This is a genomic window from Mesorhizobium sp. M0001, from assembly GCF_040324255.1.
Lineage (GTDB): Bacteria > Pseudomonadota > Alphaproteobacteria > Rhizobiales > Rhizobiaceae > Mesorhizobium.
Genome location: NZ_JAMYVS010000017.1, coordinates 38,680 through 60,148, shown reverse-complemented (window position 1 = coordinate 60,148; position 21,469 = coordinate 38,680). Strand labels below are relative to the sequence as shown.

Sequence of the window (21,469 nt, the reverse complement as noted above, 5' to 3'; positions counted from 1 at the left end):
GTGGAAAAACCGGCCCTCCTCAAAATATCCGGCCTCAGCAAATCGTTCGGCCCTGTCCGTGCGTTGCGCGATGTTGGTTTCGAGCTGCGCGCCGGCGAAATCCACGCCATTGCCGGCGAGAACGGCGCCGGCAAGTCGACGCTCATGAAGGTTATCGACGGCATACTGCCGCCCGACAGCGGCGACATCCAGATCGACGGCCGCTCCGTTTCGATCCGCTCGCCGCTGGTGGCGCAAAAGCTCGGCATCGGCTTCGTGCATCAGGAGATCGCATTGTGCCCCGATGTCTCGGTGGCCGAAAACATCTTCATGTCGATCACCAACGCCGGCAAGGCGCTGCTGATGAATTATCGCGACCTCGAGAAACGTGCTGCCGCGATCCTGGCGCGGCTTGGCAACACCGATCCGACCGCGATGGTGCGCAGCCTGTCGATCTCCCAGCAGCAGCTGGTCGAGATCGCCAAGGCGCTGACGCTCGATTGCCGAATCCTCATCTTCGATGAGCCGACGGCAGCGCTGACCGAGCGCGAGGCCAAGAAACTGTTCGAGATCATCCACCAGCTTGCCGGCGAAGGCATCGGCATCATCTACATCTCGCACCGCATGGCCGAAATCTTCGAAAACTGCGACCGCGTCACGGTGCTGCGCGACGGCCGGTACATCACCACGCTCGACATATCGGCGACGACGCCAGAACAGGTGGTGGCGTCCATGGTCGGCCGCGTCATCGACAGCCTCTATCCCGAGAAGCTGCGCGGCGACGAGCGGGCTGAGGAGATCCTGCTTGAGGTCAGCAACCTCTGCGAAGCAACCACCTTCCGCGACATCAGCTTCCAGTTGCGCAAGGGCGAAATCCTCGGCATTGGCGGCCTGATCGGCGCCGGTCGCAGCGAGATCGTTCGGGGTATCTGCCGGCTGGAGGGTCAGGTGACCGGCAATGTCAGCCTGCATGGCAAGCCGCTGTCGCTGGCCCATTATGGCGACAGCATCGCGGCCGGCATCGTCTACCTCTCCGAGGACCGCAAGGGCGACGGCTTGTTCCTCGACATGTCGATCGCCGCCAACATCTCGGCGCTGGCGGTGGACCGGATCTCGACCCGCTTCGGCCTCATCAACGATCGGCGCGAGAAGCAGCAGGCAGAGACCATCGGCAGCCAGCTGTCGCTGAAATGCGGCCATGTCGGCCAGCCGGTTTCGACGCTGTCTGGCGGCAACCAGCAGAAGGTGGCGATCGCAAAGATGCTGTCGGTCGACCCGAAAGTGATCTTCCTCGACGAGCCGACGCGCGGCGTCGATGTCGGCGCCAAGGCCGAAATCCACCGGATCCTGCGCAAACTGGCGCGCGACGGCGTCGGCATCGTGGTCATCTCGTCGGAACTGCCGGAACTGATCGGTGTCTGCGACCGGGTGCTGATCGTACGCGAGGGACGCCTCACCGGCGAGGTCACCGGCGCGGAAATGACCGAAGAAAACATCATGGTCCTGGCATCGCTTGCCGATGACGGCCGGCAACGGAGCGCCGCATGAGCATCGTGGGGGAAAGCATGGACAGCGTGACGCCGCCGGCCCGCATCGGGTTCGGTGAAAGGCTTGGCGGCCTGATCAGGATGCGCGAGACCGGTCTGATCCTCATCATCGCCGTGCTCTTTGCGGTCATGTCGTTCGCATCGCCGTACTTCCTGACCTGGGACAACATGCGGGCGATGGCGATGGCCTTCGCGGTCGAAGGCATCGTCGTCGTCGGCATGACGATCCTTCTGATCTCAGGCGGCATCGACCTTTCGGTCGGTTCGGTCACCGCACTCGCCATGGTCATTGCCGGCCTGCTCTTCCTCGGCGGCGTCGACCCCTGGCTGGCATCATTGATTGCAATAGCGGCCTGTGCAGGCATCGGCGCCTTTATGGGCTTCTTCGTCACCAAGGTGGGATTGCACCACTTCATCGTCTCTCTGGCCGTGATGGTGATTGCGCGCGGGCTCTGCCTGCTCGGCACCGGCGGCCGGCCGCTCGGGCTCTACACACTGCCGCCCGAGTTCAAATTCATCGGCCAGGGCGCCATTGGCGGCATTCCGGTCGTCATCATCATCTTCATCGTCTTCGTCATCCTGTCCGACTTCATGCTGCGCCGCACGACGATGTTCCGCAAAGTTTTCTACACCGGCAGCAATGAGAAGGCGGCCGCCTATTCCGGCATTCGCACCAAGAAGGTCGTGTTCCTGACGACAACTTTGTGCTCGACGCTGTGCGGCTTTGCCGGCGTGATCTACATGGCCCGCTTCGGCTCGGCCCAGCCGACCTTCGGCGCCGGCATGGAGCTGAACGTCATCGCCGCCGCGGTGATCGGCGGCGCCAGCCTCACTGGTGGCTCCGGCACCATTCTCGGCGCCATCCTCGGCACCATCCTGCTCTCCGTCGTTTCAAGCTCGCTCGCTCTGCTCGACGTGTCCGTCTATTGGCAGGACATCATCCGCGGGTCCATTCTGCTGACGGCGGTCACCGCCGATTACTACTTCAACAAGCGGCGGGGCTGAGATGGCGGACGGCAGGGAAGATTTCGAGGCGATCCGGCAGATCCACACGGTGCTGGTGCTGCACTTCGTCGACGGCATGAAGCAGAACGACATTGCGGCAGCACTCAACCTCTCGGCGTCGAAGGTCAATCGGCTGATCGCGCAAGGGCGCAAGCTCGGCATGCTGACGATCGCGGTCGAGAGCCCGTTCCAGCGCCTCGTCGACAGCGAAAAGCAGCTGATCGAGGTCGCGCAACTGGCAGCCGCGATCGTGACTCCGACCGTGGCCGGCAGTCCCGACAGCACGCTGCAGCAGGTGGGGCGCGCGGCGGCCAACCAGTTGCTCGAGACTTTGCGCGACGGCGACGTCATCGCCATTACCGGCGGCAAGGCGATCAGCGCGCTGGTCGAAAACCTGCAGCCCGAGCGCGCCTTCGACGTCACCGTCGTGCCGCTGACCGGCGGCGTCCAGGGCAAGCACTATACCGACGTCAACCATCTGGCGACGCGGCTGGCCGAACGCCTCGGCGGCACCAGCATGCTCTTGCATGCGCCGCTCTTTGCCGAAAGCCGCGAGCAGCGCGATCTCCTGCTGGACATGGCCTCGGTGCGCGAAATCTTCGATCTGGCGCGCAAGGCGGCGATCGCGCTGGTCGGCGTCGGCTCGATCCAGACGCCGGGGTCGAGCTATTACGACCTCCACCCGGGCCTCGATCCCGACCGCGAAAAACTCGCCGCCAGCGGCGCGGTCGGCGAGTTCCTTGCGCATCTGATCCGCGACGACGGCACGCTGGCCGACTATCCGCCCAACGACCGCCTGGTGGCGCTGGCGCCTTCGGAGCTCGGTCGTTGCCGGTCGGTGATGGGCGTCGCCAGCGGCGCCGAAAAGGTCTGGCCGATCCGCGCAGCGCTTCGCGGCAACTATCTCAAATCACTGGTCGTCGACGAAGAGACGGCCAATGCAGTCCTGAGCAATGCGGGGAGCATACGCAATGTCGCCTGAAATGTTGACGCGCACCATTGGCGCGTCGGGAATATCCGCCTCCGCGATTGGCCTCGGCACCTGGGCCATTGGCGGCTGGATGTGGGGCGGCACCGATGAGGCGCAGTCGATCGACACCATCCGCGCCTCGATCGACGAAGGCGTTTCGCTGATCGACACCGCGCCTGCCTATGGCCAAGGCCTGTCGGAGGAAATCGTCGGCAAGGCGATAAAGGGTCGCCGTGACAAGGTCGTCCTTGCCACCAAGCTTGGGCTGGTCTGGCATACCAAGAAGGGCAACCACTTCTTCGACTATGACGGCGCGCCGGTGCATCGCTATCTCGGTGCCGACTCTGTCGTCTACGAAGTCGAGCAGAGCCTGCGCCGCCTCGGCACCGACCATATCGACCACTACATCACCCACTGGCAGGATCCGACCACGCCGGTCACTGAAACGATGGAAGCGCTCGACCGCCTCAAGACCCAGGGCAAGATCCGCTCCATCGGCGCCAGCAATGTCAGCGTCGCCGATGTGAAGGCCTATCTCGCGGCCGGCCAACTCGATGCGGTCCAGCAGGAATACAGCATGGTTGCGCGTGACATGGAACAGGATCTCTTGCCCTTCTGCGCCGGGAACAACGTGTCGGTGCTCAGCTATTCGTCGCTGGCGCTCGGTCTGCTCTCGGGCAAGATCGGTCCCGACCGCCTCTTTACCGGCGACGACCAGCGCAAGGACAATCCGCGCTTCTCGCAGCCCAACCGCCGCAAGGTGGCAGCGCTGATGGAAGCGATCAAGCCGAGTGCCGAGGCGCACGGCGCCAGCGAGGCGCAGGTGGTCATCGCCTGGACGCTGCAGCAGCCCGGCATCACCTTCTCACTCTGCGGCGCGCGCAGCCCGCAGCAAGCCAGGGAAAACGCGCAGGCCGGCCGCATCAAATTGTCGGGACAGGAGATCAACCAGATCAGTGAGGCCGCCAGCCGCCATCTGACCAATCTCGACGCCTGACCGCCACCAGTAACCCGAACCAAGTTGAGCTGCCGTCCACCGGACGGCAGAACGGCCCAACCTTGCCCGGCAAAGCCATGCCTGATCAGAGAACCGTCATCCTCGACACGATCCGCCGCAACGGCGCGTTCGATGTCGTTGTCATGGGCGGCGGCATAAACGGCATCGGCGTTTTCCGCGAACTGGCGCTGCAGGGTCTCCGAGTTCTGCTGGTCGAACGCAACGATTTCTGTTCGGGCTGCAGTGCGGCACCCTCGCGCATGATCCATGGCGGCCTGCGCTATCTCGAGAATGGCGAGTTCGGCCTGGTGCAGGAATCGCTGCGCGAACGCGACGCGCTGCTGGCCAATGCGCCGCATATGGTGCGGCCGCTGCCGACGACAATTCCGATCCGCTCCGTCTTCTCCGGGCTGATGAACGGCGCGGCAGGCTTTCTCGGCTTTTCGGAAACGCCTTCCAGCCGTGGCGCGCTGGCGATCAAGGCAGGCCTCGCGCTCTACGACTGGACGACGCGCAAGCGCCGGGTGCTGCCGCGCCACAGTTTCCGTGGCGCCAGGGCGACCTTCGCGCAATGGCCGGCGCTCGATCCCAACCTTCGTTTTTCCGCGACCTACTACGACGCATGGATAAGCTATCCCGAACGGCTCGGCATCGAATTGCTGCTCGATACCGCACGCCTGGCGCCCGACAGCCTCGCGCTGAACCGCGCTGAGATTGCGCGGGTAGGGTCGGCCTTCGAACTCACCGACACGGCTGGCGGAGAACGTTTCGCCGTGACCGTCAAGGCGATCGTCAATGCGACAGGCGCCTGGCTCGATTCGGCGATCGCCCGGCTCGACGCCTCCGAAAAGCCCGCGTCGCCCCTGGTCGAGGGCACCAAGGGCTCGCACCTCATCCTCGACAACGAGCCGCTCTACCGTGCGCTCGGCGGTCACATGATTTTCTTCGAGAATGCCGACGGTCGCGTCTGCATCATGTTTCCCTATCTCGGCAAGGTGCTGGTCGGCTCGACGGATATCCGCGTCAGCGAAGCCGGGCGCGTGCGCTGCGAACCGGCCGAGACCGACTACATATTGGCGGCGGCGCGGTTGGTATTCCCGTCCATTCCGGTCCGTGCCGCCGACGTCGTCTTCACCTATAGCGGCATCCGGCCGCTGCCGAAGAGCGACCATGCCTTCACCGGCAGGATATCGCGCGGCCATTCCGTGCATCGCATAGCCGGCGGCATCCCACAGTTCTGCATGATCGGCGGCAAGTGGACGACCTTCCGCGCCTTCGCCGAGCAGGCGGGCGATGACGTGCTGGCCGAGCTTGGCCGCGAGCGCGTTTGCAGTACGCTGGCGCTGGCGATTGGCGGCGGCCTCGGGTTCCCCGAGAATCCGGCATCGCTGGCAACCGAGCTGGCGGGTGAGTTCGCGATCAGTGCCAACCGCGCCGCCTATCTCATCGATCGCTACGGCAGCGGCGCGCGCGACATCATCCAGTTCTGCCTCGGTCGTTCCGACGACATCAGGCTCGACGACAGGACCGAAACCACGACGGCCGAGATCGTCTATCTCGCCCGGCATGAGTTCGTGACCTGCCTCTCGGATGTTGTCTTGCGCCGCACGTCGCTTGCCATTGCCGGCGACATCTCGACGGTATCAATCAAGCGCATCGCCGATGTACTGGCCGCCGAACGCGGCTGGAGCGATCCGTACCGCGACGAGGAGATAAAAAGTCTCATCGCCGAACTCGGCACCTATCACGGCGTCTCGCAAGAGATGCTCGACCAACGCACGATCCCAGGAGCAGAACATGAAAGTCAGCACCAAGGCCCGGATGAACCGGATGTTCACCAACGGCAATTGCCTCGACGTGGCGCTCGATCACGGCGTCTGCAATGAACCGGGGTTTCTCATCGGCCTGGAGGACATGTCACGTGTCATCGACACGCTGATCGCGGCAGGGCCCGATGCGCTGCAGCTCGCCTATGGCCAGGCCGATCTGCTGCAATCGCGGCCGGACAAGGACAAGCCGGCGCTGGTCATGCGCATCGACATGGGCAACCCTTACAATGCACAGCGCCACCGGGTGATGTGGTCGATGCTGCAGAACCATGACGAGCCGATCATCGGCGCGCTGGAAATGGATGCGGCCTGCGTCGTCGTCAATCTGTTCATGCTGCCCGACGAGCCGGAACTGTTTCGCCAATGCGTCGAAAACATCGCCAAGGTCCGCGCCGCCTGCCAGCGATACGGCATGCCCTTGATGATCGAGCCGCTGGTTATGCTGCCCAACGATATCAGAGGCGGCTATCAGGTCGACGGCGATGCGGAAAAGATCGTGACGCTGGTGCGGCTCGCCGCCGAAATGGGCGCCGACATCATCAAGGCCGACCCCACCGAGCACGCGGAAGATTTCCACCGCGTCGTCGAGGCGGCACGCGTGCCGGTGCTGGTGCGTGGCGGCGGCAAGGACGATCTCAAGACGGTGCTGGCAAAATCGTCAGCCCTGCTCAGACAAGGCGCCAAGGGGCTGGTCTATGGCCGCAACATCTATCAGCATGCCAATCCGAAGGCGGTAGTGAGTGCGTTGATGGCGATGATCCACAACGACGCCGGCGGCGAAGAGGCTTGGGACATCTACAACAATGGCTGATCAAGCCGCCTATCTGCTCGGCCTCGACGCCGGCAACACCATCATCAAGGCGGTGCTGTTCGATCATACCGGGCGGCAGCTCGCCATGCATGCGGTCGCCGGCCGTTCGCACACGCCGCAGCCGGGCTATGTCGAGCGCGACCTCGGCGGCATGTGGGCCGCTGCGCGCGACGCCATACGCGCCTGCATTGCGCAGGCCGGCATCGATGCCCGCGAGATCGCCGCCGTCGGCTGCGCCGGCCATGGCAACGGCCTTTATCTGGTCGACCGTGCCGGCGAACCGCTGATCGGCATCCAGTCGCTCGACACGCGCGCCGCCGGCATGGCGTCGACGCTGGCGGCGCGCAATGCCGAAGCGCTGCACGCGATCTGCCTGCAAAAGCCGTGGCCGGCGCAGACGCCGACCTTGCTGGCCTGGGTCAAGCAGCATGCGCCCGACCTTTATGCCGCAACCGGCACGGCGATGCTGTGCAAGGATTTCATCACTTTCCGCTTGACGGGCGAGCGTGTCAGCGATGTCTCCGACATGTCCGGCTGCGGCCTCGTCCGCATGCCCGAAGGCGTCTATGATTCCGAGCTTCTCGCGCTCTACGGCATTGAGGATGCGCAGGCCAAACTGCCTCGATTGCTCGACAGCGCCGACATCGCCGGCGCGGTCACCCCGCAAGCGGCTGAAGAGACCGGACTGGCGGAAGGCATGCCGGTCATCGCAGGCTATTTCGACGTCGTCGCCAGCGCCATGGGGGCGGGCGTCGTGCGCCCCGGCGAAGCCTCTGTTATCGCCGGCACCTGGTCGGTCAATCAGGTCTTCTCCATTACGCCGGTTGGCGACCCAGATGTTTTCATGGCGGCGCGCTTCGGCCCCAGCCGTTTCGTCAATATCGAATCCAGCGCTACATCGGCCGCCAATCTCGAATGGTATGTGCGCGAATTCGTCGAGCGCGGTGCCCATCATGACGATCCGTTCGGCCACTGCAACGCGGCTGTCGGCGCGGTGACGCCGGCCTGGGACGATCCGATTTTCCACCCGTTTCTCTACGGCTCCGGGCAAGGGGCGGAGTTTCGCGCCGGCTTCTACGGCCTCGCCGGCTGGCACGGGGAAGGCCATTTGTTGCGCGCATTGTTCGAGGGCGTGATGTTCGAGCACCGGCGCCACATCGAAGTCTTGAAAAAAGCCGGCGTCGGCTTCGAAAGAGCCGTGCTATCCGGCGGCGGCTCGCGCAGCGAGCACTGGCCGCAAATCTTCGCCGACGGGCTTGGGGTGCCGATCACCGTGCCTGAGGCGCGCGAGACCGGCGCGCTTGGCGCGGCAATCGGCGCCGGGGTCGCGGCCGGCCTGTTCGCCGACTATGAGGCCGGCGTCGACGCCATGACCCGGTCAAGCGCCGCCTATCGTCCGAACCCGGCCATGCAGGACCATTACAACAGGCGTTATCGCGCCTATTGCGGCCTTGCCGATACGCTGCGATCGTTCTGGGCCGAACAGGCGGCAGAACCGAGTAGAACACCGCCGAGTAAACCACCGCAATGACCCAACGGCTCGATGGCGACTACGACTACATCATCGTCGGCGCAGGCACGGCGGGCTGCGTGCTGGCCAATCGGCTGAGCGAAAACCCGGCGACGCGCGTGCTGCTGCTTGAGGCCGGCGGCAGCGACAATTATCACTGGGTGCATATCCCGGTCGGCTATCTCTATTGCATCGGCAATCCGCGCACCGACTGGATGATGAAGACTGCCCCCGAAGCCGGCCTGAACGGCCGCTCGCTGGTCTATCCCCGCGGCAAGGTGCTGGGCGGCTGCACCTCGGTCAACGGCATGATCTACATGCGCGGCCAGGCGGCGGACTACGATGGCTGGCGGCAGATGGGCAATGTCGGCTGGGGCTGGGACGATGTGCTGCCCTACTTCCTCAAATCCGAGGACCATCATGGCGGCAAGACCAAGCTGCATGGCTCCGGCGGCGAATGGAAAGTGGCGCGGCAACGCCTGTCCTGGCCGATCCTGAACACGGTGCAGGAGGCGGCCAAGGAATTCGGCATCATGCCGCGCGAGGATTTCAATGACGGCGACAATGAGGGGTCCGGCTTCTTCGAAGTCAACCAGAGCAAGGGCGTACGCTGGAACACAGCCAAGGCATTCTTGCGCCCGGCGCTGCGACGGCCCAACCTTCGGCTGGTCGTCAACGCGCATGTCGAGACAGTGCTGCTCGAGGGCAAGCGTGCTATCGGCGTCCGCTACCGCGCCGGCGGCCAAGCCATAGAGGCAAAGGCCAGGAGCGAGGTGCTGCTGACCGCCGGTTCGATCAACACGCCGAAACTGCTGGAGCTTTCCGGGGTCGGCGAGCCGGATCGCCTCGCCGCGCTCGGCATCGATGTGGTTCACGCCAGCCCCGATGTCGGCGAGAACCTTCAGGACCATCTGCAGATCCGCACTGCCTACAAAGTGTCGTCGGCGCTGACGCTCAACACGCTAGCCAACAGCCTGAGCGGCAAGGCGAAGATCGCGCTGCAATATGCCTTTGGCCGCTCGGGACCGATGTCGATGGCGCCGAGCCAGTTCGGCATGTTCTCGAAATCCGGTCCGTCGATGGCGACGCCGGACCTGGAGTACCACGTCCAGCCCTTGTCTACCGACCGGCTGGGCGACCCGCTGCACCCGTTCCCGGCAATCACCATGTCGGTCTGCAATCTGCGGCCCGAGAGCGTCGGCTCGGTGCACGCCACGACCCGCGACCTGGCGGTGCAGCCGGAAATCCGGCTGAACTATCTCTCGACGGTGCGCGACCGCGAGATCGCGCTGCGTTCGGTGCGCCAGGCGCGCGGCATCATGACCGCCAAGGCTCTTGCCGGCTTCCATCCGGAAGAAATCCTGCCTGGTCTCGCCCACCAGTCGGACGAGGACCTGCTGCACCAGATCGGCTCGATCGCGACGACCATCTTTCATCCGGTCGGCACCTGTAGGATGGGTGTCGACGGCCGCGCCGTCGTCAGCCCGGACCTGCGCGTGACCGGTGTCGAGGGCCTGCGCGTCGTCGACGCCTCGATCATGCCGCGCATCGTCTCCGGCAACACCGCCTCGCCAGTGGTGATGATCGCCGAGAAGGCGGCGGATATGATCCGCCGGCCTGCATAGATGTGTGAGGGAGCGGGGGCTAGTTTAAGACCCCGGCACGTCGTAGATCGCCCTGACTTCGACGGTGCCGATTTCGGCCAGCGGAATTTTGCCGGCGATCTCCAGCGCCTGTTCGAGAGTGTCGGCTTCGATCATGACGAAACCAAGCAACTGCTCCTTGGTTTCGGCAAACGGACCGTCAGTGATCAGCCGCTTGCCTTGGCGCCGCCGCACCGTCTTCGACGTCTTCACCGATTGCAGCGCCTGCGCGATGATCAGCTTGCCTTGCTGGTCCAATGACCGATCATAGGCCATCGAATCGGCGTCGAGCTTGGCCAAACGCTCCGGCGTCATGGCATGGAGGTCCTTTTCCTCGCCGTAGACCAGACAGACATATTTCATTTCCAGCTCCCTTGCTGTGACGAAGCATATGCGATCACGGCGCCGGCGGCATCCCTGCCGGCAGCAGCGTGGTCGAGCACGCAGACCGCAATGCCGATCACAGCGACCGCAGCAAGCAGCCGGCCGAAGCCGGAAGGTCGCGAGCACTCGATCTCGTGTAGACGCGCGCTTTTGTCGGCGTCGTTCCAATGGGCAGAAAACAGATTGTTCATCTTGGATCTCCATCCGCCACGAGAATCCGTGGACGCTCGCAGGACGGCCGGCGCCGATGCAAGTCGACATTTTTGCACGCACATTTTTCAGAAAAGATTTGCAGGGCTCGCCGGCGTCGCATCCGGCCGAAACAGCGCGGTGGTCTTCCCCTGCCGCCGCGCTATAGTTGGAGGGAACGCCGCGTGGCCGGCGCTGTCGCTGTAATCAAGGATAATCTTATGGACCGCACCGCAAACGCCGTCTGGAAAGGCAATCTGAAGGAGGGCACGGGCACGCTCGACAGCCAGAGCGGCACCTTGAAGGGCACGCCCTATTCGTTCAAGGCTCGCTTCGAGGACGAGAGCGGCAAATCCGGCACCAATCCCGAAGAGTTGATCGCGGCGGCACACGCCGGCTGCTACGCCATGCAGCTGTCGCATTTCCTGGCCGAGAACGGCACGCCCGCCACCGAGCTCGACGCCAAGGCGGTGGTGACGCTGGTGCCCGGCACCGGCATCACCGGCAGCGCCATCACCCTGATCGGCAAGGTGCCGGGCATTGATGCGGCGAAGTTCAAGGAACTGGCCGAGAAGGCCAAGGCGGAGTGCCCGGTTTCGAAGGCACTGGGGGCCATCGCAGTGTCGCTCGACGCGAAGCTGGGGTGATCCGCCGATTTTGCCCGGGGTAGCGATTCTTCGCGCCCCCCTCTGCCCTGCCGGGCATCTCCCGGGGAGATTGGAAGCTCGGTAGCTGGCACTTTCTTTCGACGTTCGTGATTGGCGAAGGCCGGCGTGACATCTGATCTCCCCACTTGAGGGGGAGATGGCCGGCAGGCCAGAGGGGGGTGCTGTCCCACCAACGTCTCGGATAACTATTAGGCGCCCAGCGCATCAAGCCGGGCGCGAAGGGCTGCGACTTCCTGCTCCAGAGCCTCCAATCTCGCTTCCAGGTCGGAAGCAGGCAAGGCCGGCGCGCTCCGCTGCACCGATAACGCCGCGACGTCCACCGGTCCTGCGAGCAGATGCACGTAGCGGTCCTCGCGCTGGCCTGGCCCGCGCGGTATTTCCTGGATCAGCGGCGGTCGGCGGCCGATCAGCATGTCGAGTTCAGCGCGCAGGTCTTCGATCGACGAAAACCGCGCCATGCGCTCAGCTCGCGCCAGCAACTCATGCGCCGTCTGCGGCCCGCGCAGCAAAAGCAGGCCGATCACCGCAGTCTGCGGCCTCGTCAGCGAGAAGCGCTGCGCCATCTGATGCTCATAGCGCTCGACGCGCGAGCCGAACATCTGACGCACCAGCCCCTTCTGCTCGAGCAGCTTCAGCGTCCGATGCACCTCTGTCGGCTCGAGCGCCATCACAGGCTCGCGCGCCGTCTTCTGGTTGGCGGCTGCAAGTGCTGCATTCAGCGTCAGCGGATAGACATCCGGCGTCAGCTCCTTCTTCTCGATCAGGCAGCCGAGCACACGGACTTCGATCGGATTAAGGATTGGAAGCTCTTCGCTCATTGGGTTGAGTATCCTTTCTAGCGCCGGCGAGACAGCGCCCACCTCTCTGTCCTACCGGATATCTCCCCACCCGTGGGGGAGATGTCCGGCAGGACAGAGGGGCGCGCGAAGGATCGCCGCGTTCGAGATTGCCGCGAGCGAACTCGCCTCAACTAAACCCGCCGCTCCACCATCATCTTCTTGATCTCGGCAATCGCCTTGGCCGGGTTGAGCCCCTTCGGGCAGGTCTGGGCGCAGTTCATGATGGTGTGGCAGCGGTAGAGCCGGAACGGGTCTTCGAGATCGTCGAGCCGTTCGCCCGTGGCTTCGTCGCGGCTGTCGATCAGCCAGCGATAGGCCTGCAGCAACGTCGCCGGGCCGAGATAGCGGTCGCCGTTCCACCAATAGCTCGGGCACGAGGTCGAGCAGCAGGCGCACAGGATGCACTCGTAGAGCCCGTCGAGCTTTTCGCGATCCTCATGGCTCTGCAGCCATTCCTTGGCCGGCTCTGGCGACACTGTCTTCAGCCATGGCTGGATCGAGGCGTGCTGGGCGTAGAAATTGGTGAGGTCGGGCACCAGATCCTTGACCACCTGCATATGCGGCAGCGGGTAGACCTTGACGGCGCCGGAAATGTCGTCGCAGCCCTTGGTGCAGGCCAGCGTGTTGGAGCCATCGATGTTCATGGCGCAGGAGCCGCAAATGCCTTCGCGGCATGAGCGGCGCAAGGCAAGCGTCGGATCGATCTTGTTCTTGATCCAGAGCAGCGCGTCGAGCACCATCGGCCCGCAATCGTCCATGTCGACGAAATAGGTGTCGATGCGCGGGTTCTCGTCATCGTCGGGCGACCAGCGGTAGATGCGGTATTCCCGCAGGTTGGTGGCGCCCTCCGGCTTCGGCCAGGTCTTGCCCGGCTGCACCTTGGAGTTCTTGGGAAGCGTGAGTTCGACCATTACCTCAGATCCTTTCGGATGACGGGCTTCGGCACCATGGTTAGTATACCCTGGCCTTCGGCGCGATCTTGGCAAGACTGATGCCGCCGTCCTTTTCCGCCACCAGCGGCTCGGTGTGCACGGGACGATAGCTGAGGCTCACCTGGCCGTCCTCGCTTAGCCGGGCCAGCGTATGCTTGCGCCAGATAGTGTCGTCGCGGGCCGAGAAATCTTCGCGCGCATGCGCGCCGCGGCTCTCCTTGCGCGCCTCGGCGCCGTAGACCGTGGTGATGGCGTTGGCCATCAGATTTTCCAGCTCCAGCGTCTCGACCAGGTCGGAATTCCAGATCATCGAGCGGTCGGAGACTTTCAGGTCCTTGAGCTCGGTCCATATCTGCGAAATGCGCTTGCAGCCGTTTTCGAGCGACTCCTGTGTGCGGAACACGGCGGCGTCTTCCTGCATCGCCTTCTGCATTTTCTCACGCAGAACAGCGGTTGGCGTCGAGCCATTGGCGTGGCGCAGCCGGTCGAAGCGGTCCATGATGTTTTCGACCGAGGCTTCGTTGGGCGAAGGGATCGCCGAATTACGGTCGATGACCTGGCCGGCGCGGATTGCGGCGGCGCGGCCGAACACCACCAGATCGATCAGCGAGTTCGAGCCCAGCCGGTTGGCGCCGTGCACGGAGGCACAGCCGGCCTCGCCGACCGCCATCAGCCCGGGTGACACCCGGTCAGGATTCTCGACAGTCGGGTTCAGCACCTCGCCCCAGTAATTGGTCGGCACGCCGCCCATATTGTAGTGCACCGTCGGCAGCACGGGGATCGGCTCCTTGGTCAGGTCGACGCCGGCGAAAATCCTGGCCGATTCCGAAATGCCCGGCAGCCGCTCATGCAGCACGGCCGGATCGAGATGGTCGAGATGCAGGAAAATATGGTCCTTGTTCTTGCCGACCCCGCGGCCTTCGCGGATCTCCAGCGTCATGCAACGCGAGACGACGTCGCGCGAGGCCAGGTCCTTGGCCGACGGCGCGTAGCGTTCCATGAAGCGCTCGCCCTCGGAATTGACGAGATAGCCGCCCTCGCCGCGCGCGCCTTCGGTGATCAGGCAGCCGGCGCCGTAGATGCCGGTCGGATGAAACTGCACGAACTCCATATCCTGCAACGGGAAGCCGGCCCGTGCCGCCATGCCGCCGCCGTCGCCTGTACAGGTGTGCGCCGACGTCGCCGAGAAATAGGCGCGGCCATATCCGCCGGTCGCCAGCACCACCATCTTGGCGGAGAAGCGATGGATGGTGCCGTCGTCGAGGTTCCAGGCGACGACGCCGGTGCAGGTGCCGTCCGGTTCCATGATCAGGTCGAGCGCAAAATACTCGATGAAGAACTGTGCATTGTTCCTCAGCGACTGGCCGTAGAGCGTGTGCAGGATGGCGTGACCGGTGCGGTCGGCGGCAGCACAGGTGCGCTGCACCGGCGGGCCGTCGCCATAATTCATCATGTGTCCGCCGAACGGCCGCTGGTAGATCTTGCCCTCTTCGGTGCGCGAGAACGGCACGCCGTAATGCTCGAGCTCGTAGACCGCCGCCGGTGCCTCGCGCACCAGATATTCCATGGCGTCGACGTCGCCCAGCCAGTCCGAACCCTTGACGGTGTCGTACATGTGCCACTGCCAGGAGTCCGGACCCATGTTGGACAGCGACGCGGCAATGCCGCCTTGTGCCGCCACCGTGTGCGAGCGGGTCGGGAACACTTTGGTGATGCAGGCCGTGCGCAGGCCCTGCTCGGCCATGCCGAGCGTGGCGCGCAGGCCGGCGCCGCCGGCGCCGACGACCACCACGTCGAACTTGTGGTCGACAAAGGTATAGCCGGTGGCCGATTTCGCGTCCTTGGCCAAATCAGCCTCCGAATGCCAGTTTGAGCAGGGCGAAGATCGAGGCGACGCCGACCGCTATGGTGAAAAACGTGCTGAGTGCGATCAGCGCCAGCTTCATGCCTTCGGCATGCACGTAATCCTCGATAATGACCTGCATGCCGACACGCATATGGGTGAGACCGGAAACGAGCACCAGCGCCAACACCAGCGCCACGAACGGACTGGCGAGCGCCGCCCGCACCTCGGCGAAGCCGGCGCCATTGAGCGCGATCAGGAACCCGACGAAGAACAGTATCAGGGGGATGTTGGCAATGGCCGTCAGCCGCTGTCGCCAGAAATGCCCGGTGCCTTCGCGGGCCGAGCCCAGACCGCGGACCTTGGCCAGCGGCGTGCGCATATCGTTGTTGTTCGTGCCGCTCATCACAAGGTTCCCCGCGCCATGTAGCCGGCGACCCAGATCAGCAGCGTGAGCAGGATGGAACCGGCGAGCGTCGCCCAGGCGATCTTCGATGCCGTGTTTTTCTCCAGCCCGGCGCCGGTGTCCCAGACGAGATGGCGCACGCCGCCCAGCATGTGGTGCATCAGCGCCCAGGTGTAGCCGAACAGGATGAGCCGGCCGAGCCATGTGCCGAAGGCCCAGTTGATCCAATCGAAAGCGCCTTGCGAACTCGCCGCCGCCATCAGCCACGCGGCGACCAGCAGCGTGCCGAAATACAGCGCCCCGCCAGTGATGCGATGAATGATCGACATCGTCATGGTGATCGGTGGGCGGTAAATCGTCAGGTGCGGCGAGAGCGGCCGTTCACGTCTGGCGGTTCGGGTGGCTGGTGATTTGCTCATGGCTGCCCCAGTTCGATGTCCGGAGCCGCGGTGGAAAGCGGCACTTACCGCCTCGATATATGACTTCAGACAGCCGGTTTCTAATGCTCTTTTTGCACCGCGTCAAAGCCGGAAAATCGTTTTGAAAACGTCATTTAGTCTGACAAAAGGCTGCTGTTTCTCTTCAATCGATTTGGCCACCGTCGAAAGCCGGCGCACCGTTCGCTGCAGTGCGGCATTTCCGTTTGCAATCGACTCCGGGCTATCGTTTGCAGGTCTGTGGTGTCGAGCCCCTCTTCATCACCAGCGCCTCGCGCGCGTCGATCACGATTGCGTTATGCGACGCGGCTTCCTGGTAGCGGCTGGACTGGTTGGCGGGTGATGCGGCAAACTCCTCGGTCGTGCCGTCTGGCCTGACAACGCGCAGCGCCGTGCCGAGGTTCTGGATGGTGATCACACCGCCATTGCCGCATCTGTAAGTCGCCGTGCCGACAGCAGACCGCGGGGCCGTAAGGTCGGTGACAATCTTGGCTGGCGGTGCGGCAGGCGCTGTCGGAGCCGTTGCGGAAGCCGGGGGCGCCACAGGTGGGGCGGACTGCTGAGCCGGCGCGGGCGCGACAGTGGGTGGTACGGTATTCACCGCCGTCGGCGCGCCGTTCTGCGGCACGCAGGCTGCGGCAGTCAGCAAGGGGATCGACAACAGCGTCACCCGAAACGTCCGGCGTAACGCCATATGCTGTCCTCCTGCGCGGCTAACTAGCCGCGATGTTCCACCAAGATCAAGCTCACCCGACGTCAGCGTAGTTGTGTGCGTCGCGGCCGATGGTGCGGGCAAGCATGGCCGAATGATGACGCCCGGGTTTTCCATCCCGTCGGATATTAACCATGTTTGGCGAGAGATCGCCGCCGGATGCGCCTGCCCTCTTAACAAAGGTTAAGAAAAGGTTAATTTCCGATTCGATCGGGTCCACAGCAGAGAGGACACCATGCTATCGAACTCAGGAAGAGCGCGCCTTGCGGCGCTTGTGCTGGCGACAGCCAGTCTCGGCTTCGCCGCCCCGGCAATGGCCTTGTCGCGCCATCATGACCGCGTCTATGCCGATTCCCTAGGCAATCTCGTCATCGACAGCGCCGCCGGCTACAAGCGCATCATTGTCGGCCAAGGCAGGCTGGCCAAGAAATTGTCCGACTACACCAGCGCCGGGCAGCCGGAAGCGGAACCGGAAGTCCTTTATGAAGACGAGGCGGATCACATCTCTAGGCGTGGCTGCTACCAGCCGCCGGTGTTCGTGAAGGGCCGCTCCTATATGTACGGCCTCTCCGACGGCGAAATGCCCAACCTCAGCCCTTGCCGCTGATGATCCGGCACGGCCGAGAGGCCGTTTAAGCGAGACGCTAACCGACGCTGCCTGTATCCGGGATGAACACCGTTTCCGCCCGCTCATAGGACAATCGCACGCTGTCGCGGCCGTTCTTCTTGGCCTTGTAGAGCGCTTCGTCGGCGCGCCGCATCAGCGGCTCCAGCCCTTCGTCGCCGGTGCGCGCCGCGACGCCGAAGCTCGCGGTCACCCTGGTGCCCGGCGGCAACCCGTCGACACTGCCGGCCGAATAGTGCGTGCGCACGGCTTCGGCAAACAGCCGCGCCGTGGCAAGATCGCTCAGCGACAGAAGCACAGCGAACTCCTCGCCGCCGATGCGGCCGGCAACCGCACGCGTGCCGGCGGCCGCGCGAAGCTTGGCGGCGAAGTCGGCGATCACCTGGTCGCCCGCGGCATGTCCGTATTTGTCGTTGAGCGCCTTGAAGTGATCGAGATCGGCCAGCACCAGCGCGACCGGCACCTTGGTAACAGCGCAATGCTGCAGCACCAGCAAGGCGCGCTCCTCGAAACCCCTGCGGTTGAGCAGGGCAGACAGCGGATCGGTGTGCGTCTCGGTCTTCAGCGCCTTCATCACGTCGAGCGCAGCTGCCGAGAACAGGCAGAGCGCGATCAGCAACGACAGCAGCGCGTGCGTCAAAAGCGCCGTCGTCCAGTAGGACGAGCCATAAAACCCGTCATAGCTGGTGAACGGCCCGTGCGAGATGACGACGAGCAGCGTGCGGCCGATGAAGTTCAGCCCGGACAGCAGCGACAGTACGAACAGGATTTTTTCCGTCGGGCCGTTCTTGCGCACGGCGCGCAGCTCGGCGGCGACCAGCAGGCTGAGGCCGCCAAAGCCGAAATTGATCGACAGGATGCGCCAAGTCAAGTCCGGCTGGACGAACAGGAACCAGCAGAATGCGACCATCCCGCCACCCGCCAGAATGCCGATCGCGATATAGGGCACGCGCCTGCCGTAGCGCGAGATGATCGCACCGACGAGGCAGCAGGCGGCGAGCGTGAAGCAGAGGTTGGAGACCAGCTTGGTCAGCACCATGCCGCCGGGCAGCGTGAAATACTGCAGCAGGAAGCCGGGCGCGGACACGCAATAGCTCGTGCCGAGCACAGCCAGATAGGGCCGGTGGCGCTGATAGAACCATAGCACGAGGAACGCCGCGCCGAGCGCCAGCGCGATCGTCGGATTGAGCAGCGCTATGAACAGGCCGGTGTCCAAAGGACGGTGACTTCCCGCTTGACGTCCGGGAAGACCTTAGAGCGCAAGCCCCAACAAGCGGTTAAGCCGGGACGAATATGCAAGTCGCCACTCATGAAGCTGGTGCACGGAACCGGGACCTGAGGCCGGCGTTTCCTGACAGCAATCAAGGAGAAGTTGTTCATGGCCGACACGATCACGCTGACCGATCACGAAGCAATTCGCTCATGGGCCGCAGGGCGCGCCGGATTTCCGGCGATCGTCGATGTATCGCCCGAAACCGGAACGCAGCCGTTGCTGAGGCTCGTCTTCGGCCAGCACGCCTATCAGGACCAGGATCAGCCTGAACGCCCGGTCAACGCAGGCGGCTACGAGCTGGTCGAATGGGACGAGTGGTTCAAGATCTTCGACGAGCGCGAACTGGCGCTGGTGGTCGCGGCCGACGAACCCGGCAGCCGGGAGGAATTTCATGAAATCATCCGGCGTGCCGGCTAGGGCATAATACCCCAAGGGTCTTAGAGCGGCGCGCTTTAAACAAAACCCCGAACGGTGTTGCCGTTCGGGGTTTTGCATACGCTCAGATCAGGCTTGAACCAGTCTGCGCTATTTCCAGTCGCGGATGTCGACGAAATGGCCGGCGATCGCCGCCGCCGCCGCCATGGCCGGCGATACCAGATGGGTGCGGCCCTTGAAGCCCTGCCGGCCTTCGAAATTGCGGTTCGAGGTCGAGGCGCAGCGCTCATGCGGCTTCAGCCGGTCGTCGTTCATGGCCAGGCACATCGAGCAGCCCGGCTCGCGCCAGTCGAAACCGGCGGCAATGAAGATCTTGTCGAGACCCTCGGCCTCCGCCTGTTCCTTGACCAGACCGGAGCCCGGCACGATCATCGCATCGACATGCGCACTCACCGTCTTGCCTTCGACCACCTTGGCCACCGCACGCAGATCCTCGATGCGGCCATTGGTGCAGGAGCCGATGAAGACGCGGTCGAGCGTGATGTCGGTGATCTTCGTGCCCGGCGTCAGCCCCATATAGTCGAGCGCGCGGATCTTTGACGTCCGCTTGTTCTCGTCCGTGATCTCTTCCGGATTGGGAACGACGCCCTGCACCGAAACGACGTCCTCGGGCGAGGAACCCCAGGAGACGATCGGCGGCAGCTTGGCCGCGTCGAGCACGATCACCTTGTCGAAATGCGCGCCCTCGTCGGACTGCAGCGTCTTCCAGTATTCGAGCGCGGCGTCCCACGACGCGCCCTTCGGCGCGCGCGGCTTGCCCTTGACATAGGCGAAGGTGGTTTCGTCGGCCGCGATCAGGCCGGCGCGCGCGCCGCCCTCGATCGACATGTTGCAGATCGTCATGCGGCCTTCCATCGACAGCGCGCGGATCGCCTCGCCGGCATATTCGATGACATAGCCGGTGCCGCCGGCGGTGCCGATCTCGCCGACGATGGCGAGGATAATGTCCTTGGCGGTGACGCCTTCCGGCAACTGGCCATCGACGCGCACCAGCATGTTCTTGGCCTTGCGTTGGATCAGCGTCTGCGTCGCCAGCACATGCTCGACCTCGGAGGTGCCGATGCCATGCGCCAATGCGCCGAAGGCGCCATGCGTCGAGGTGTGGCTGTCGCCGCAGACGATCGTCATGCCAGGCAGCGTGAAGCCCTGCTCCGGCCCGATGATGTGGACGATGCCCTGGCGGATATCGTTCTCGGAATAATATTCGACGCCGAAATCCCTAGCGTTCCTGGCCAGCGCCTCGACCTGGATGCGGCTTTCCTCGTTCTTGATGCCGAATTTGCGCTCCGGCGAGGTCGAGACATTATGATCGACCACGGCCAGCGTCTTTTCCGGATGCCGGACTTTTCTGCCGGTCATGCGCAGACCTTCGAAGGCCTGCGGACTGGTCACTTCATGGACGAGATGGCGGTCGATGTAGAGCAGACAGGTGCCATCATCCTGGCGGTCGACGACATGGTCGTCAAAAATCTTGTCGTAGAGGGTGCGCGGTGCGCTCATGTGCGTAAATCCGTCGATTTGCAAAAAGGGGAAGGGCAGACGCGCCGAAGCCTTCGGCCCGGCGAAAGCGGCTTAGCTAAGTCGGCTGGTGAGCGCGCCGGAAATGCGCGAAGAGAAACGCGACGGCAGGCGTTTTCGGTCCTGCAGCACGAAACCCTTATAGGCCGGATCGCCAAAAAGCTCTTCCATGGCGTGGCTCATACCAATGTTTTCGGTTTTCGGCAATTGCGGCGTGTTTTCGCTTCTCCCCTTGTGAGAAGGCGAAGAGGGCGGCGCTCAAAGCACCTCGAACACAAAAGTCTTCACCAGCGCGTCCGGCTCGGCGATCGCATAGCAGCGGAACCATGGGCTTTGCTCGGCCGGCCGCCATTTCCCGGCCCGCTCCAGCCCGTCGAACACGGCCTGGAAGCCGCCGCTGTCAAACACCTGGTCGCGCACGGTGAAGATGGCGTGGCCGCCTTTTCTGGTGATGCGGACAAGCTCGTGCAGGCCGGACGCCGGCGCATGGCTGATGGTGAACACGCCAGTCGAGAAGAAGGCGCGGAAATGCCCGTCTGGCCAGGGCAGCGGCCCGCCGAGCATTGCCTGCTTCAGATCGCCATAGGCATTGCGGCTGCCGGCGATCTTCAGCATGTCGTCGGAGAGGTCGAGCCCGGCAATGTCGTGATAACCCAGCGCCTTCAATGACGGGCCCGACAGGCCGGTGCCGCAGCCGGCGTCGAGCAGCGGTCCTTCACCCACCTTCACATGGCGCGCCACCCAGGCGGTGATCAGGAACGGCAGCAGATAGCCTAGCGAAGCGGTTTCGCCGTCATAGGTCGCGGCCCAGTCCGCATAGGCCTTGGCCAGCCCTTCCGGCGTGTCGGCCGAATAGACGGTGCCCAGCGCCGCATTGGCCTTGTCGATCGTCATCGCCTGCATCCTCCGGAATCCTG

General features: G+C 64.0%; 22 protein-coding genes. 11 read left to right on the top strand and 11 right to left on the bottom strand.

Annotation, left to right across the window (positions count from 1 at the left end):
* The 8 genes from NKK50_RS28460 (at position 1) to NKK50_RS28425 (ending at position 10,273) form a co-directional block, all read left to right on the top strand.
* Positions 1-1,527 carry a sugar ABC transporter ATP-binding protein gene (locus NKK50_RS28460; protein ID WP_352544238.1) on the top strand — a complete coding sequence of 509 codons (1,527 nt, stop codon included), beginning with the start codon at positions 1-3 and terminating at the stop codon, positions 1,525-1,527.
* A 17-nt stretch (positions 1,528-1,544) separates the two neighbouring features.
* Complete coding sequence (locus tag NKK50_RS28455; protein WP_352544240.1) at positions 1,545-2,531, top strand: ABC transporter permease; 987 nt, start codon at positions 1,545-1,547, stop codon at positions 2,529-2,531.
* Position 2,532: 1 nt separating this feature from the next.
* A complete protein-coding gene (locus NKK50_RS28450) occupies positions 2,533-3,513 on the top strand; it encodes a sugar-binding transcriptional regulator (RefSeq protein WP_352544237.1) in 981 nt (326 codons plus the stop codon).
* Complete coding sequence (locus NKK50_RS28445) at positions 3,503-4,498, top strand: aldo/keto reductase (RefSeq protein ID WP_352544236.1); 996 nt, start codon at positions 3,503-3,505, stop codon at positions 4,496-4,498. The genes NKK50_RS28450 and NKK50_RS28445 overlap by 11 nt, the downstream gene beginning before the upstream one ends.
* A 77-nt stretch (positions 4,499-4,575) precedes the next feature.
* Positions 4,576-6,384: a glycerol-3-phosphate dehydrogenase/oxidase gene (locus NKK50_RS28440; protein WP_352544235.1), complete on the top strand. Its 1,809-nt coding sequence runs from the start codon at positions 4,576-4,578 to the stop codon at positions 6,382-6,384.
* A complete protein-coding gene (locus NKK50_RS28435) occupies positions 6,296-7,138 on the top strand; it encodes a class I fructose-bisphosphate aldolase (protein ID WP_352544234.1) in 843 nt (280 codons plus the stop codon). Before NKK50_RS28440 ends, NKK50_RS28435 begins: the two co-directional genes overlap by 89 nt.
* Positions 7,131-8,669, top strand: a complete 1,539-nt coding sequence (locus NKK50_RS28430) for an FGGY-family carbohydrate kinase (protein ID WP_352544233.1) — start codon at positions 7,131-7,133, stop codon at positions 8,667-8,669. Before NKK50_RS28435 ends, NKK50_RS28430 begins: the two co-directional genes overlap by 8 nt.
* A complete protein-coding gene (locus NKK50_RS28425; protein ID WP_023834680.1) occupies positions 8,666-10,273 on the top strand; it encodes a GMC family oxidoreductase in 1,608 nt (535 codons plus the stop codon). Before NKK50_RS28430 ends, NKK50_RS28425 begins: the two co-directional genes overlap by 4 nt.
* A 24-nt stretch (positions 10,274-10,297) precedes the next feature.
* On the opposite strand, the gene NKK50_RS28420 is transcribed toward NKK50_RS28425, so the two are convergent.
* Both NKK50_RS28420 and NKK50_RS28415 read right to left on the bottom strand, forming a co-directional pair.
* Positions 10,298-10,654 carry a YciI family protein gene (locus NKK50_RS28420; RefSeq protein WP_023670506.1) on the bottom strand — a complete coding sequence of 119 codons (357 nt, stop codon included), beginning with the start codon at positions 10,652-10,654 and terminating at the stop codon, positions 10,298-10,300.
* Complete coding sequence (locus NKK50_RS28415; RefSeq protein WP_023834681.1) at positions 10,651-10,866, bottom strand: hypothetical protein; 216 nt, start codon at positions 10,864-10,866, stop codon at positions 10,651-10,653. The genes NKK50_RS28420 and NKK50_RS28415 overlap by 4 nt, the downstream gene beginning before the upstream one ends.
* Positions 10,867-11,085: 219 nt before the next feature.
* On the opposite strand from NKK50_RS28415, the gene NKK50_RS28410 reads away from it, so the two are divergent.
* A complete protein-coding gene (locus NKK50_RS28410) occupies positions 11,086-11,511 on the top strand; it encodes an OsmC family protein (protein WP_023807689.1) in 426 nt (141 codons plus the stop codon).
* A 209-nt stretch (positions 11,512-11,720) separates the two neighbouring features.
* Here the strand turns inward: NKK50_RS28410 and NKK50_RS28405 are convergent, their stop codons facing one another.
* From NKK50_RS28405 to NKK50_RS28380, 6 genes are all read right to left on the bottom strand, one after another.
* The gene (locus NKK50_RS28405) at positions 11,721-12,350 is read right to left on the bottom strand and encodes a YceH family protein (RefSeq protein ID WP_023683887.1); all 630 of its coding nucleotides are present in this window, start codon (positions 12,348-12,350) and stop codon (positions 11,721-11,723) included.
* A 152-nt stretch (positions 12,351-12,502) separates the two neighbouring features.
* Positions 12,503-13,282 carry a succinate dehydrogenase iron-sulfur subunit gene (locus NKK50_RS28400; protein ID WP_023670510.1) on the bottom strand — a complete coding sequence of 260 codons (780 nt, stop codon included), beginning with the start codon at positions 13,280-13,282 and terminating at the stop codon, positions 12,503-12,505.
* Positions 13,283-13,322: 40 nt separating this feature from the next.
* Positions 13,323-15,152, bottom strand: a complete 1,830-nt coding sequence (gene sdhA / locus NKK50_RS28395) for a succinate dehydrogenase flavoprotein subunit (protein WP_023834682.1) — start codon at positions 15,150-15,152, stop codon at positions 13,323-13,325.
* A 1-nt stretch (position 15,153) separates the two neighbouring features.
* Entirely contained in the window at positions 15,154-15,552 is a 399-nt protein-coding gene (gene sdhD, locus NKK50_RS28390; protein ID WP_023683885.1) for a succinate dehydrogenase, hydrophobic membrane anchor protein, read from the bottom strand.
* A complete protein-coding gene (sdhC, locus tag NKK50_RS28385; RefSeq protein WP_023747372.1) occupies positions 15,552-15,971 on the bottom strand; it encodes a succinate dehydrogenase, cytochrome b556 subunit in 420 nt (139 codons plus the stop codon). The genes sdhD and sdhC overlap by 1 nt, the downstream gene beginning before the upstream one ends.
* 241 nt (positions 15,972-16,212) lie before the next feature.
* Positions 16,213-16,683, bottom strand: a complete 471-nt coding sequence (locus tag NKK50_RS28380) for a hypothetical protein (protein ID WP_023834683.1) — start codon at positions 16,681-16,683, stop codon at positions 16,213-16,215.
* A 253-nt stretch (positions 16,684-16,936) separates the two neighbouring features.
* On the opposite strand from NKK50_RS28380, the gene NKK50_RS28375 reads away from it, so the two are divergent.
* Entirely contained in the window at positions 16,937-17,308 is a 372-nt protein-coding gene (locus tag NKK50_RS28375) for a hypothetical protein (RefSeq protein ID WP_023834684.1), read from the top strand.
* 37 nt (positions 17,309-17,345) lie between these two features.
* Here NKK50_RS28375 and NKK50_RS28370 read toward each other — a convergent pair whose 3' ends face one another.
* Entirely contained in the window at positions 17,346-18,542 is a 1,197-nt protein-coding gene (locus NKK50_RS28370; protein ID WP_023834685.1) for a GGDEF domain-containing protein, read from the bottom strand.
* A 162-nt stretch (positions 18,543-18,704) separates the two neighbouring features.
* Between NKK50_RS28370 and NKK50_RS28365 the strand changes: the two genes are divergently transcribed.
* Positions 18,705-19,016, top strand: coding sequence for a hypothetical protein (locus NKK50_RS28365; RefSeq protein WP_023670517.1), 312 nt, complete (start codon positions 18,705-18,707; stop codon positions 19,014-19,016).
* Between the two features lie 108 nt (positions 19,017-19,124).
* Here the strand turns inward: NKK50_RS28365 and leuC are convergent, their stop codons facing one another.
* Together leuC and NKK50_RS28355 are read right to left on the bottom strand one after the other, a co-directional pair.
* Positions 19,125-20,534 (bottom strand): 3-isopropylmalate dehydratase large subunit, encoded by a 1,410-nt coding sequence (gene leuC / locus NKK50_RS28360; RefSeq protein ID WP_023710214.1) that lies wholly within the window; start codon positions 20,532-20,534, stop codon positions 19,125-19,127.
* Between the two features lie 276 nt (positions 20,535-20,810).
* Positions 20,811-21,446 carry a class I SAM-dependent DNA methyltransferase gene (locus tag NKK50_RS28355; RefSeq protein ID WP_023730242.1) on the bottom strand — a complete coding sequence of 212 codons (636 nt, stop codon included), beginning with the start codon at positions 21,444-21,446 and terminating at the stop codon, positions 20,811-20,813.
* Between the last annotated feature and the right edge of the window lie 23 nt (positions 21,447-21,469).